Genomic DNA, 12,993 nt, shown 5'->3' on the forward strand with positions numbered 1-12,993 from the left:
CCCTCTCCCGCCAATAACAACGGCAGCCCATGGCTGCCGTTGTGTTTCAACATGGCGTTATCACCCGTACCAGTGCCTGCGCACCATCAGTCAGGGTAGCGGCTGATCTCGATAAGGTTCCGATCCGGGTCGAGGAGATAAACCGACTCGATGGGCCCGCAGGCACCGCTCTTTATCACTGGCCCCTCCACGACCTCGACATCTAGGCTCGCAAGCTGGGCCAGCACCTGATCCAGAGGCCAGCGGGTAATGAGGCAGAGATCCCCCGAGCCTACCTGCGCCCGGTTGCGCGGCTCCTGCCCAAGGAGTTGCAAATTGATCTTCTGGTTGCCAAAGCGCAGGGCGCGGCGCCCCTCGCCAAAGGTAACTGCCTCCATATTGAGCACTGTGCTGTAAAATGCCACCGAGCGTTCGATATCGCTGACTGTCAGTACCAGATGGTCGATATGGCTAATCATGCATCCTCCCTGTAAACGTCGCCGTCATGGTAATAAGGTGATGGAGACACCTACCACTCCATGCTTATCCTACCCACCTTATGTGGACAGCGAGCAAAACGGCTCAAACGTGTAGCAAACAGCCTCTTTTTGAGAATATCGGTAGCCAGCCTCACTGCACCTTGGCACACTCCTTGTCACGCTGGGCCTGCAGGGCTTCATCCTCGCTATCCATGGCCGCCAGAATGGCCTGATTACAGGCCCGCTCTGCCAATTGGGCCGGGTTCTGTCTGGCCTCCCCTATCTCGGCGATCATGGGGCGGTAGCTGACCGCCGCCTGGCAATACATGGCGCGAAATTTAGGCTGTTGCAAACTGCTGTCGTCTTGGCGATTCAGATCGTCGCAGAGCCGGTGAAACAACGCCGATGCCTTGACCGTACACTGACTAAAACGCCGAACATCCTGCTCGTAAGGTCGGCAAACACTCTGTGGTTGGATCCGCCACAGCTGAAACGAGTAGGGCACCTGCTCCCCCTCATACTGCACCACCAGCGTCTTAAGCTCGGTGCCATAGATATCCGACACCTGCTGCTGCACCAGGTTGAGATAGGCCGAGAAAAGATAGGAAACCGGATCCATCACCACCTCCTTGTGGTTGTGCCATATCACGGTATTGCGGCATGCCTATTCAGATGCCCGCTCTTTGCCAATAAGGGGATACGAAAAACTAGCCTGCTGATTTGTTTATAGAAATCGACCCAGTGTACCGACGTTACTAAAAAATAACCGCTTAAAAAAAGGCGTCATTTGGATTAACATGCCAGGCAACGGCTGCAAACCCAGATGGCGCCTGCTTTCTGTGTTAAACGCCATCCACTGCCCTCTCACTGCCTCAATATCTCTAGGAGTTCACCTTGCGCGATAACTGGACCACCGAAGAGTTACGCGCGGCGGTCGCGGCCTATCTGGAGATGCATGGCAAGGCCCAGCGGGGCGAGCGATTTGTGAAAAAACGCTATTATCGCGAACTGGCCGAGCAATTTGGCCGGACCGACAAGTCCTTTGAATTTCGCATGCAAAATATCTCCTATGTCTTTGAGCAGATGGGACTAGGCTGGGTGCCAGGATTAAAACCGGCGAAGCATGTGGGCTCGCGCACCATGGCTATCCTTGAGGGGCTTATTCGCGATCTCGCTCCTCTGACTGCGCCATTGGCCCCCGAGACTAACGTTCCTCAAGGGGTGCAAGCCCCCCAAGCACACTACCGCACGGCAAGCCGTCACGAGCGCAGTCAATCGGTGCGGGAGTGGGTGCTGACCAACGCAGCCCAGCGATGTGAATCCTGTGGTGAGCTGGCCCCCTTTTTAACAGCAGCGGGAGAGCCTTTTTTGGAGGTGCATCACCTCAAAGGGCTGGCTGATGGCGGGTCAGATACGGTGAGCAATACGGTGGCACTCTGCCCCAACTGCCATCGCGAGCTCCATCATGGTCGTAATAAGCTGACGGTACTCAATGAGTTATATCGCCGCCTCCCTCGCCTCGTGAAAGAGTAACCGCTCACCACATCACTCAGCACCATCACGCCACCATGCCATGGCGCCAAACTTGCCGCCATCTTGAGCAAAACCGCGGGCAAATTATCCGGTTGCATAATAACCCTGCCCCCTTGCGGTTGTTTAACGTGCCCTAAAATCAGATAATACCGCCCGCCTTCAAACCGGATAACCCGACATTCGATGACTGAGTACCTGCTTTTATTGATCGGCACCGTGCTGGTTAACAACTTCGTGCTGGTGAAATTCCTCGGCCTGTGCCCCTTCATGGGGGTCTCCGGCAAGCTGGAAACCGCCATCGGCATGGGGTTGGCCACCACCTTCGTGATGACCCTCGCCAGTGCCAGCTCCTATCTGGTGGAGCACTATATCCTGCTGCCGCTGGATATCGTCTACCTGCGCACCCTCGCCTTTATCCTGGTGATCGCCGTGGTGGTGCAATTTACCGAGATGGTGGTGCGCAAGAGCAGCCCCACCCTCTATCGCCTGCTGGGGATCTTCCTGCCCCTCATCACCACCAACTGCGCCGTACTCGGGGTGGCGCTGCTGAGCATCAATGAGCGTCACAATTTTATCCAGAGCGTGATTTACGGCTTTGGCGCGGCGCTTGGCTTCTCGCTGGTGCTGATCCTGTTTGCCGCCATGCGCGAGCGACTGGTGGCCGCCGATGTGCCCGCCCCCTTTCGCGGGGTTTCGATTGCCATGATCACTGCCGGCCTGATGTCGCTGGCCTTTATGGGCTTTACCGGCCTAATCAAGATATAACCATGATCCATATTCTCTTTGCCATTCTGGTGCTCACCCTGCTGGCGCTGGCGTTCGGGATTATCCTGGGCTTTGCCGCCGTCAAGTTTCATGTGGAGGAGGATCCCGTCGTCGATCAGCTCGACGCCCTGCTTCCCCAGACCCAGTGCGGCCAGTGCGGCTACCCGGGCTGCAAGCCCTACGCCGAGGCGGTTGCAGGTGGCGACGCCATCAACAAGTGCGTGCCCGGTGGTGACGCCACCATGCGCAAGATTGCCGATCTGATGGGGGTCGAACCCCAGCCGCTCGGCGGGGGTGACGAGGCCGCCGTGCCAGTCAAGAAGGTCGCCTTTATCCACGAAGATCAGTGCATCGGTTGCACCAAGTGCATCCAGGCCTGCCCGGTGGACGCCATCGTCGGCGCCACCAAGGCGATGCACACCGTGATCGCCAGCGAATGTACCGGCTGCGATCTCTGTGTCGACCCCTGCCCCACCGATTGCATCGAGATGATCCCGGTGCCGACCACGGTCGATAACTGGAAGTGGGATCTCAACAACGTCATCATCCCGGTCAAGGTAGTGGAGTAACCATGCAGTCCTTACTCGAACGTATCAAAGCCGGCACCTTGTGGGATTTTCACGGCGGTATTCATCCGGCCGACAACAAACGTCAATCGAGCCAGACCCCGGTGGTAGACGCAGGTCTGCCACCGCAACTCATCATTCCGGTACGCCAGCACGCAGGCCTGGCCGGCGATCTGCTAGTGCATGTAGGCGATCGGGTCAAGAAGGGCCAGCCCCTGACCCGTTACGCCAAGGGGCGGATCGTGCCGGTCCATGCCCCCACCTCGGGCACCATCACCGAGATTGGCAACCACACGGTTGCCCACCCCTCCGGCCTCGACGATCTCTGCATCACCCTCACCCCGGATGGCGAGGATGCCTGGGGTGAGCGCAATGGCAAACCCGACTACTGGAATCTGGAGCGGGGCGAGCTGCTCGAGCGCATCCAGCAAGCGGGCATCGCGGGCCTCGGGGGCGCCGTCTTCCCCACCCACAGCAAGCTTGACGGTCGCGGCCAGCTCACCGAGATCCTGATCGTCAACGGGCTGGAGTGCGAGCCCTACATCACCACCGACGATCGGCTGATGCAGCAATACGCCGACGAAATCATGGATGGCATCCGGGTACTCAAGCACCTGCTCAAACCCAAGCTCACCCTGATCGGGGTGGAAGACAACAAGCCGGAAGCCATCGACCAGCTGACCCGCCACGCCACCGACGAGGACGTGCTGGTCAAGACGGTGCCCACCAAGTACCCCTCGGGCGGTGCCAAGCAGACCATTGAGCTGCTCACCGGCCGTCAGGTACCCAAAGGGGGTCGGGCGGTCGATATCGGCATCATGGTGCTCAACGTCGCCACCGTGTTTGCCATCAAGCGCGCCATCATCGACGGCGAGCCGCTGATCGAGCGGATCGTCACCCTCACCGGCGACAGCTTCAAACAACCCGGCAACGCCTGGGTACGCCTGGGCACGCCGGTGCGCTGGTTGCTGCAACGCTTCGAGCTGCAACCCGAGGCGGATCAGCGGGTCATCATGGGGGGGCCCATGATGGGCTTTACCCTGCCCCACGCCATGGTGCCCGTGGTCAAAGCGACCAACTGCCTGCTGGCACCGACCCGTGCCGAACTGCCCTTCCCCGGTCCGGAACAGGCCTGCATCCGTTGCAGCGCCTGTGCCGATGCCTGTCCGGCCACCCTGCTGCCCCAGGAGCTCTACTGGTACAGCCGGGCCAGGGAATACGACAAGGCCGAGCAGCTCAACCTGTTCGACTGCATCGAATGCGGTGCCTGCGCCTGGGTCTGCCCGAGCGAAATCCCGCTGGTGCAGTACTACAAGATTGCCAAGGACGATATTCGCGAGGCGCGTGCCGAAGCCGAGAAAGCCGAGCGTGCCAAGCAACGCTTCGAGGCCAAGCAGGCCCGTTTCGAGCGGGAAAAAGCGGCCCGCGAGGCTCGCCACGCCGAAGCCGCCGCCCAGCGCCGTCAGGCCATGACGGCCGCCGGGGGGGAAGACCCGGTGGCTGCGGCCCTTGCCCGCATCAAGGCCAAGCAGGAGGCCCCTGTCACGGCCGTTGCCGCCACCGCACAAGGCTTGCCCGACAACAGCGCAATGATCGCCGCCCGCGAGGCTCGCAAACGGGAGGCAGAAGCGCGCCGCGCCGCCAAGGCGGCCGAAGCTGCTGCGACCATGCCGAGTGACACCACAACCTCTGCCGAGGCGGACCCGAAAAAAGCGGCTATCGCCGCTGCACTGGCGCGGGCCAAGGCCAGGAAAGCCGCCCAGAGCGGTGATGCCGAGGCAGCACAGACCGTTACATCAGATGCGCCTGTGAGCACCAAGGCCGATAGCGATCCGAAAAATGCCGCCATCGCGGTAGCCATTGCTCGTGCCAAGGCCAAGAAAACCCAGGCTGGCGATGAGGCTGATGCCACCGAGCCAACCGCTGACAGCAAAGCGGCTCAGGCTGAACCGGCAAGCCCCAAGGCCGATCCCAAAAAGGCAGCCATTGCCGCGGCCATCGCTCGCGCCAAGGCCAAGAAGCTGGCCCAAAGCGGCGAAGGCAATCAGGTAGAAGCAACGCCGGCCCCTGAAGCAAGCGAGGCCCCGGTCGAACCGGCCAGCCCCGAGGTCGACCCCAAGAAAGCCGCTATTGCCGCCGCCATCGCTCGTGCCAAGGCCAAAAAGCTGGCCCAAAACGGGGAAGGTGTTCAGGTAGAGGCTGCACCAATCGCTGAAGCAAACGAGGCCCCAGCCGAACCGGCAAGCCCCGAGGTCGACCCCAAGAAGGCAGCCATTGCCGCCGCCATCGCTCGTGCCAAGGCCAAGAAGCTGGCTCAAAGCGGCGAAGGCAATAAGCTAGAGGCAGCACCAGCCCCTGAAGCAAGCGAGACCCCGGCCGAGCCGGCAGGCACCGAGGTCGACCCCAAGAAGGCGGCCATTGCCGCCGCCATCGCTCGTGCCAAAGCCAAGAAGCTGGCCCAAAACGGCGAAGGCAATCAGGTAGAGGCGACGCCGGCCCCTGAAGCAAGCGAGGCCCCAGCCGAGCCGGCCAGCACAGAGGTCGACCCCAAGAAGGCGGCCATTGCCGCCGCCGTGGCCCGGGCCAAGGCCAAGACGCTGGCGGCACAAGCAGCGGCCAATACCGGTGCCAGTGCCACTGAAACGTCGCCGAGCGAAGGCTCATCGCCACACTGATCGTTACAACAGAGGTAACCGACTTCTCCATGTTCAATATCGCGACTGCGCCGTTTGCCCATAACCGCAAACAGACCCGAACCCTGATGCTGCTGGTGATCCTCGCCTGCGTGCCGGGTTTTCTGGCCCAGACCTGGTTCTTCGGCTGGGGCACCCTTATCCAGATCCTGCTGGCGCTGGTGACCGCGCTGGGCTGTGAGGCGCTGGTGCTCAAGCTGCGTGGCCGGGCCATCAAGCCCACCCTGCTGGATGGCAGCGCGGCGCTGACCGCCGTGCTGATCGGCCTCTCCCTGCCGCCACTGCTGCCCTGGTGGATGCTGGTGGTGGGCACGGCGTTTGCCGTCATCATCGCCAAGCACCTCTATGGTGGCCTTGGCCAGAACCTGTTCAACCCGGCCATGGTGGCCTATGTGCTGCTGCTGGTCTCCTTCCCGGTGCAGATGACCAGCTGGTTGCCGCCAGAGAGCGTGCGGGCCTATGACCTGGGTCTTGGCGACGCCCTGTCGGTGATCTTCACCGGTTTTAGCCTCGACGGCTACAGCATGGCCCAGCTCAAACAAGGGGTGGATGGCCTCACCATGGCCACCCCGCTCGATACCCTGAAGACGGGCCTGACCCAGGGGCTGACCACCAGCGAAATTCTGAGCGGCCCGCTGTTTGAAGGCTGGGGCGGCATCGGCTGGAGCTGGGTAAACCTGGGCTACCTGCTGGGGGGCCTGTTCCTGCTGCAACAGAAGGTGATCAACTGGCGCATTACGGTGGCTGTGCTCGGCGCCCTGCTGGTCTCTGCCACCCTCGGCTATCTGCTGAGCCCGGATGCCACCGGCACCCCCATCTTCCATCTGTTCAGCGGCGCCACCATGCTGGGGGCCTTCTTTATCGCAACCGACCCGGTGACGGCCAGCACCACGCCCCGTGGCCGCCTGGCTTACGGGGTGCTGATCGGCGTGCTGGTCTATATTATTCGTCGCTTTGGCGGCTACCCGGATGCCTTTGCCTTTGCCGTGCTGCTGGCCAACCTCTGTGTCCCGCTGATCGACAGCCTGACTCGCCCGAAAGTGTATGGAGCCCGTCGCAAATGATCTCTCTTCGTCCTCTTGTCACCGCCGCCGGAGCCCTGTCATGTTAAAGAGCATGGGAAAAAACGGCCTGATCCTGGCCCTGTTCGCGCTGGGCTGCACCGCACTGGTGGTGCTGACCCACGAATTGACCAAAGAGAAAGTGGCCCAGCAGCAGCAGCGGGAAAAGTTGCAAACCCTCTCGGCCCTGCTGCCTGAGGGAAGTTATGACAACGATCTGGTGGCCAGCTGCAAGCTGGTGACCAGCCGCAAATACCTGGGCAGCGATCAACCCCAGGCCCTCTATACCGCCACCAAGGGGGGCATCGCCACCGGCTATGCACTGGAGACCATAGCGCCGGACGGTTACAGTGGAGCCATCCGCCTGATTGTCGGCATCGATGCCAAAGGCACGATCAGCGCGGTGCGGGTGCTCGAGCACAAGGAGACCCCAGGCCTTGGCGACAAGATTGAGCTGAAAAAATCGGGCTGGATCAACAGCTTTGCCGGCAAGTTCCTGAGTGCGGACAACGAGGCCAGCTGGGCGGTGACCAAGGATGGCGGCGAGTTCGATGCCTTCACCGGCGCCACTATCACGCCGCGCGCCGTGGTCAAGGCGGTGAAGAACCTGCTGACACTGCAGCAAAAGCATCCCGAATGGCTAAGCAACGCCCCGGCCTGTCCGGCGGCCCAATAACCGGAGTCGATCCCGTCATGACACAGATGGAACAGATTGAAACGGGCACGGTCCCGACAGCCGAGCCGGACAACCGCAAACGCGAATTCAAGGAGCTGATGGTACAGGGGCTGTGGAAGAACAACCCCTCTCTGGTGCAGGTGCTGGGCTTGTGCCCGACCCTCGCCGTCTCCTCCACCTTTACCAACGCCCTGGGGCTGGGCCTGGCCACCATGGCGGTATTGATCGGCTCAAACCTCGCCGTCTCCCTGGTGCGCAACTGGGTGCCGAAAGATATCCGCATCCCGGTCTACGTGATGATCATCGCCTCCCTGGTGACCAGCGTGCAGCTGCTGATGAACGCCTACACCTATGGGCTCTATCAGGCGCTCGGCATCTTCATCGCGCTCATCGTCACCAACTGCGTCATCATAGGCCGGGCCGAAGCCTATGCCTCCAAGAACCCGCCGTTGCTGGCCGTCATCGACGGCTTCATGATGGGGCTGGGCTTTACCCTGGTGCTGCTGCTGCTGGGGGCGATGCGCGAGATCATCGGCATGGGCACCCTGTTTGACGGTGCCGAGCTGCTGCTCGGCGACTGGGCCAAATCCCTGCGCATCGAGCTGTTCCACGCCGATGCGAGCCTGCTGCTGGCCATTTTGCCACCGGGCGGCTTCATCGGTCTGGGGCTGCTTATCGCCGCCAAGAATGCCATCAACGACTGGCGCCACGAAAAGCAGTCGGCCACCATAGCCCACTGCAGCGTGCCCCCCGCCAGAGCGCGGGCAACCCAGCTCTGAGACAAGAGGGAGCCATGAACAACCAGAAACGCCGCCAGATCCTGGAGCGGCTGCGGGAGCACAATCCCCACCCCACGACCGAGCTCAACTTCAACTCGCCGTTTGAGCTCCTGATCGCCGTGCTGCTCTCGGCCCAGGCGACCGATGTGAGCGTCAACAAGGCGACCGACAAGCTCTACGCCGTGGCCAATACCCCGGCGGCCATGCTGGCCCTCGGGGTGGACGGGGTGAAGGAGTACATCAAGACCATAGGCCTCTTTAACACCAAGGCCGAGAACGTCATCAAGGCCTGCACCATACTGCTCGATCGCCACGGCGGCGAGGTGCCGGAAAATCGCGAGGCGCTGGAGGCCCTGCCAGGGGTGGGTCGCAAGACTGCCAACGTGGTGCTCAATACTGCCTTTGGCTGGCCCACCATCGCCGTCGACACCCATATCTTTCGCGTGTCGAACCGCACCGGTTTTGCGGTGGGCAAGAACGTGGATCAGGTGGAGGAGAAGCTGCTCAAGGTGGTCCCTGCCGAGTTCAAGCTGGACGTGCACCATTGGCTGATCCTGCACGGGCGCTACACCTGTCTGGCTCGCAAACCGCGCTGCGGCTCCTGTATCATCGAAGACTTGTGCGAGTACAAAGAAAAGGTCTACCCGGAGAGCTGAGCCCGGTGACCTGAACAAGGTGGTTTGAACCGCAGGGCCCCTGCGCCCTTCAGCCATACCGGCCTCGCTCGCAAACATCTGCGGCAGCGGCTTCTCGCGTATCGAAGCGCTGTGTGAATACAAAGAGAAAACTACCCGGAGAACTGAGCAATGAGAATTCTGCATACCATGTTGCGTGTGGGCGATCTGCAACGCTCCATCGACTTCTACACCCGCGTGCTCGGCATGAAGCTGCTGCGCCAGAGCGAGAACAGCGAGTACAAGTACACCCTGGCCTTCGTCGGTTACGGTGACGAGAAGGATGAAGCCGTCATCGAGCTCACCTACAACTGGGGGGTAAGCGAGTATGAGCTGGGTACTGCCTATGGCCACATCGCCCTGGAAGCGGACGACATCTATGCCACCTGTGACGCCCTGCGCGCCGCCGGCGCCAAGATCACCCGCGAGCCGGGCCCGGTCAAGGGCGGCACCACCGTCATCGCCTTCGTCGAAGATCCGGACGGTTACAAGATTGAGCTGATCGCCAAGAAAGATGCCGGCATGGGACTGGGCGACAGCCACTGATACCCAATCCGCAGAAGATAAAAAAGAGCGCTCTGGCGCTCTTTTTTATCTCTGTGGCAGTGCTCAAATCTCGCCATTGCGGCCCATGCTGATCACCACTCGCCGGTTCTTGGCACGGCCCTGCTCGGTTTCGTTGGAGGCGACGTGCTGCTTCTCACCGTGCCCTTCAACCGAGATCTTGCCGGGATCCAGCCCCAGATCGACGAACACCTTCTTGATGGCGTCGGCCCGCTTCTCCGAGAGCTTCTGGTTCGGCCAGCGGCCGCCGTAGCTGTCGCTGTAGGCGTCGATCACCACCACGTCGATGCTCTTGTCCGCCTTGATGAACTCGCTGATCATCGCCAGCCGCCGCTTGGAGGAGATGGAGAGCTGATCGCTGTTCTTGTCGTAAGTGAGCACGCTAAAGGCAATGTCGTTGAAGCTGTAGGGCAGCAAGCCGCTCAGACAGTCGAGAAACGCCTGGTACTTGACCCGGAAATTGACCGAAGAGAGGGAGACCCGTACCGCCCGATTCTGGCGATACCAGTCCCGATATTGAAAGGTCGGCATGCGCCCCCCTTCCAGCTCGTCCAGCATGGTCCAGGCGGTCTGCCCGTCGACCAGGCCATCAAACTGCTTGAAGAAACGCAGCTGGCTCACTTCCCGCCCGGCGATGCCGGGGCGCCACATGGGCGGCATGATGCCGAGACTCACCGTCTGGGTCTGGGCCTGGGGACGCTTTCCTTTGAGCTCGAAGTCGAGGTTGATCTTGCGCCCGGCACGGCTGACGAAAGCCCCCGTGCCCCAGTTGGGAATGGGGTGTTCGAGACGGCACTCGATCTGGCTGTCGGAGGTCAAACGCCAGACGGATTGATCCAGGCCGGCACCGAATTCGGTGACCCCCGCCTGCAACTGCATACTCACTGATATGCTGACCAACCCTAACACCCAAGCGTTCAATTGCCTGCCCTCCACGCGATCTCTTTTCAGATATCGGCAAGGGCAGGCCAAGCTTTAGGTATTAATGGTTCAATGGGAAGCGGGGGGCTCCATCAGCCGGAAACAGGCGATGCGACCCGCCAGCTCGCGGGCCAGTTGATCCAGCTCTGTGCTGTTTTTTTGCAGGGTAACGGAGTGCTGGCGATGCGCCTCGTACACCTCGCGAATGGTCAGCATGTTGTTCTGGATATCGTCGGTGACGTAGCGCTGCTCTTCGGTGGCGGTAGCCACCTGGGCGGTCATCTCGCTTACCTTGCGCACCTCGTCCACTATATCGGTCAGCTCGCTGCCAGCCCGTTTCGCCTCGGTGACGCTGAGCGCCGCCTGTTCGCTGCCCGACTGCATGGCCACGACCGCCTGGCTGGCGCCAAAACGCAGGCGGGAGAGCATCTGTTCGATATCATCGGCCGCCTGCTGGGTACGGTTGGCCAGGGTGCGTACTTCGTCGGCCACCACTGCAAAGCCCCGCCCGGACTCCCCGGCCCGCGCAGCCTCAATGGCCGCATTGAGAGCCAGCAGGTTGGTGCGATCGGAGATCTGCTTGATAAGGCTCAGGGCCTCCACTGCCGACTCGGTATCCTGATGCAGATTGTTGACCAGCTGGCGGGTCTGGGTGAGGGTATCGGCCACCTGGGCGATGGCGGCGATGGTCTGATCCACCTCCTTGTCCCCCTGGCGGGCACGGCCGATGGCCTGCTGGGTTGCCTGGGAGGTCTGGGTCGCATTGCGGGCAATCTCGGCCACGGTGGACGCCATTTCAGTAGCAGCGGTTGCCACCAGATCTACCTGCCCCACCCCGCGCTCGACCCCCTCGTTGACTTCGGCGATCACCTCGTTGGAGGCAAAAGCACTGCGCGTCAGTACATCGCAGGAGCGGCGCACTTCGCACAACAAGCCTTCGAGGTGTTGCAGGAACTGGTTCAAATCGCGGGAAAGCGCTCCCAGCTCGTCGCCGGACTGCCAGTTCACCCGCACTGTCAGATCATTCTCATTGACCAGACGGGAGAAGGTGCGATGCAGGGCGACAAAGCCCAGATGCAGATCCCGCAGTACCTTCCAGCTGATGAGACAGGTCAACAGTAAACAGACCAGCACCGCCAGGGTACCCCACCAGAAGTTGTGCTGGCTGCTGATCTGCATCTGCGCTACCCGCTCAAAGAGTTGCTGGTAGAGCTGATCTTCACCCTGTTTGAGCAGATCGATCTTCTTGGTACTGACCGCAAACCACTGTTCGGGATCAACGCCAAAACCCCCTTGCGCCATCTTGTCGAGGGCGACCTGCTCCAGCTTGCTGACCTCCCCCATCACGGGAGACTGCAGCAGGGTATCGAGCAGCCCTATCTGTTCATCCGTGGCAACCGCCCGGAAACGCTCGAGATAACTCTGCTGGGAAGCGAGCAGCGACATGAACTGCTGCAGGGCGGCGGGCGTGAAGCTGTCTTTGGCAAACACGTTGCTCAGGGTTGCCCGCTCCATCCCCATGCGCTCCTTGTTTTGCAGGAAGGCGGCATAGGCGTTGGTCTGCAGGGCGATGCCTGCATCCCGGCTGCGCAGGCTGATCTCGTCAACCACCCCCAGCAGGGAAGCGATCAACTGGCTATAGAAGGCCACCTGACGAGGCGCTTCTATGGTCAGCTGACTGACCTGATCGCGGATCCCGGCCAGCTGGGCCAGCCCCTGATCCGCCTGCTCATGGGCGATCCCCTGATCCTCGGCCCGAAATCTGGCGATGGCCTCATCCACCGCCGCCCGCTGTTGTGGCAGGGCATCGGCAAACTTGCTGCCAGCCGAGCCGATAAACCCTGCCGACATGCCCCGCTCTTTTTGCAGCTCATGAACCAGCTGGGCACTGCTCTTGACGAGCACCAGCATCTGCTGGGCCTGCTCCATCTCCTGCGACACCCGATAACGGTCGTACACGTAGTGGCCAGCGAAAAACACCAGCGCCAATAATGGCAGGCAAATTGCCAGCAACATCTTGCCAGCCAGTCCCAGTCTGTTCATCACGCGCTCCTGTTTTCTCTATCAATTGATTGATTATATTCACTTCTCTCTCTTTTTCCGGCGCCCACCCAACTATTTTCCACTCCCTTGACCTGGGTCAGGATAAGGGCTCTTGCCGCCACGGACGCGATGACCAGGCGCTTCTTGAATGCTGATTCGAGAGGATGAAACAGCTTCATTCGATAACTATCAAAATATTGGCAAGCTCGCCACTGGTGACATTGGCCACAAGCCCGTTACAGTAGGCAAAAGACAGGATG

General features: G+C 61.0%; 13 protein-coding genes. 9 read left to right on the top strand and 4 right to left on the bottom strand.

Features of this window, described 5'->3' with window-relative positions; genetic code table 11:
* Nucleotides 1–86: 86 nt before the first annotated feature.
* Nucleotides 87–458 (bottom strand): VOC family protein, encoded by a 372-nt coding sequence (locus tag LA321_RS18995; protein WP_042069886.1) that lies wholly within the window; start codon nucleotides 456–458, stop codon nucleotides 87–89.
* A 151-nt stretch (nucleotides 459–609) separates the two neighbouring features.
* Nucleotides 610–1,077, bottom strand: coding sequence for a hypothetical protein (locus LA321_RS19000; protein ID WP_042069888.1), 468 nt, complete (start codon nucleotides 1,075–1,077; stop codon nucleotides 610–612).
* Nucleotides 1,078–1,352: 275 nt separating this feature from the next.
* Here LA321_RS19000 and LA321_RS19005 point away from each other — a divergent pair, with 275 nt between their 5' ends.
* From LA321_RS19005 to gloA, 9 genes are all read left to right on the top strand, one after another.
* On the top strand, nucleotides 1,353–1,991 hold the full coding sequence (locus tag LA321_RS19005; protein WP_042069889.1) for an HNH endonuclease: 639 nt from the start codon (nucleotides 1,353–1,355) through the stop codon (nucleotides 1,989–1,991).
* A gap of 183 nt (nucleotides 1,992–2,174) precedes the next feature.
* Nucleotides 2,175–2,756 carry an electron transport complex subunit RsxA gene (rsxA, locus tag LA321_RS19010; protein ID WP_042028612.1) on the top strand — a complete coding sequence of 194 codons (582 nt, stop codon included), beginning with the start codon at nucleotides 2,175–2,177 and terminating at the stop codon, nucleotides 2,754–2,756.
* A gap of 2 nt (nucleotides 2,757–2,758) precedes the next feature.
* On the top strand, nucleotides 2,759–3,325 hold the full coding sequence (gene rsxB, locus LA321_RS19015; protein ID WP_026458166.1) for an electron transport complex subunit RsxB: 567 nt from the start codon (nucleotides 2,759–2,761) through the stop codon (nucleotides 3,323–3,325).
* A 2-nt stretch (nucleotides 3,326–3,327) separates the two neighbouring features.
* The gene (gene rsxC / locus LA321_RS19020) at nucleotides 3,328–5,997 is read left to right on the top strand and encodes an electron transport complex subunit RsxC (protein WP_042069890.1); all 2,670 of its coding nucleotides are present in this window, start codon (nucleotides 3,328–3,330) and stop codon (nucleotides 5,995–5,997) included.
* 29 nt (nucleotides 5,998–6,026) lie between these two features.
* Nucleotides 6,027–7,079, top strand: coding sequence for an electron transport complex subunit RsxD (rsxD, locus tag LA321_RS19025; protein ID WP_042069891.1), 1,053 nt, complete (start codon nucleotides 6,027–6,029; stop codon nucleotides 7,077–7,079).
* A 40-nt stretch (nucleotides 7,080–7,119) separates the two neighbouring features.
* Nucleotides 7,120–7,752, top strand: coding sequence for an electron transport complex subunit RsxG (rsxG, locus tag LA321_RS19030; RefSeq protein WP_042069892.1), 633 nt, complete (start codon nucleotides 7,120–7,122; stop codon nucleotides 7,750–7,752).
* Nucleotides 7,753–7,778: 26 nt separating this feature from the next.
* Nucleotides 7,779–8,531, top strand: coding sequence for an electron transport complex subunit E (locus tag LA321_RS19035; RefSeq protein ID WP_042028701.1), 753 nt, complete (start codon nucleotides 7,779–7,781; stop codon nucleotides 8,529–8,531).
* A 14-nt stretch (nucleotides 8,532–8,545) separates the two neighbouring features.
* The gene (nth, locus tag LA321_RS19040; RefSeq protein WP_042069893.1) at nucleotides 8,546–9,187 is read left to right on the top strand and encodes an endonuclease III; all 642 of its coding nucleotides are present in this window, start codon (nucleotides 8,546–8,548) and stop codon (nucleotides 9,185–9,187) included.
* 150 nt (nucleotides 9,188–9,337) lie between these two features.
* Nucleotides 9,338–9,751, top strand: a complete 414-nt coding sequence (gene gloA, locus LA321_RS19045) for a lactoylglutathione lyase (RefSeq protein WP_026458785.1) — start codon at nucleotides 9,338–9,340, stop codon at nucleotides 9,749–9,751.
* A 63-nt stretch (nucleotides 9,752–9,814) separates the two neighbouring features.
* On the opposite strand, the gene LA321_RS19050 is transcribed toward gloA, so the two are convergent.
* Entirely contained in the window at nucleotides 9,815–10,690 is an 876-nt protein-coding gene (locus LA321_RS19050; RefSeq protein ID WP_185377951.1) for a flagellar protein MotY, read from the bottom strand.
* 69 nt (nucleotides 10,691–10,759) lie between these two features.
* Nucleotides 10,760–12,733, bottom strand: a complete 1,974-nt coding sequence (locus LA321_RS19055; RefSeq protein WP_224212230.1) for a methyl-accepting chemotaxis protein — start codon at nucleotides 12,731–12,733, stop codon at nucleotides 10,760–10,762.
* Nucleotides 12,734–12,993: the final 260 nt, after the last annotated feature.

The sequence above is a fragment of the Aeromonas enteropelogenes genome (assembly GCF_020097295.1).
GTDB lineage: Bacteria > Pseudomonadota > Gammaproteobacteria > Enterobacterales > Aeromonadaceae > Aeromonas > Aeromonas enteropelogenes.

What these genes read in the sequence shown, in the direction of transcription:
- rsxD (WP_042069891.1), top strand. Translation starts at nt 6,027, where the DNA reads ATGTTCAATATCGCGACTGCGCCGTTTGCCCATAACCGCAAACAGACC.
- rsxG (WP_042069892.1), top strand. Translation starts at nt 7,120, where the DNA reads ATGTTAAAGAGCATGGGAAAAAACGGCCTGATCCTGGCCCTGTTCGCG.
- LA321_RS19055 (WP_224212230.1), bottom strand. Translation starts at nt 12,733, where the DNA reads ATGAACAGACTGGGACTGGCTGGCAAGATGTTGCTGGCAATTTGCCTG.
- nth (WP_042069893.1), top strand. Translation starts at nt 8,546, where the DNA reads ATGAACAACCAGAAACGCCGCCAGATCCTGGAGCGGCTGCGGGAGCAC.
- LA321_RS19035 (WP_042028701.1), top strand. Translation starts at nt 7,779, where the DNA reads ATGGAACAGATTGAAACGGGCACGGTCCCGACAGCCGAGCCGGACAAC.
- rsxB (WP_026458166.1), top strand. Translation starts at nt 2,759, where the DNA reads ATGATCCATATTCTCTTTGCCATTCTGGTGCTCACCCTGCTGGCGCTG.
- gloA (WP_026458785.1), top strand. Translation starts at nt 9,338, where the DNA reads ATGAGAATTCTGCATACCATGTTGCGTGTGGGCGATCTGCAACGCTCC.
- rsxA (WP_042028612.1), top strand. Translation starts at nt 2,175, where the DNA reads ATGACTGAGTACCTGCTTTTATTGATCGGCACCGTGCTGGTTAACAAC.
- LA321_RS18995 (WP_042069886.1), bottom strand. Translation starts at nt 458, where the DNA reads ATGATTAGCCATATCGACCATCTGGTACTGACAGTCAGCGATATCGAA.
- rsxC (WP_042069890.1), top strand. Translation starts at nt 3,328, where the DNA reads ATGCAGTCCTTACTCGAACGTATCAAAGCCGGCACCTTGTGGGATTTT.
- LA321_RS19000 (WP_042069888.1), bottom strand. Translation starts at nt 1,077, where the DNA reads ATGGATCCGGTTTCCTATCTTTTCTCGGCCTATCTCAACCTGGTGCAG.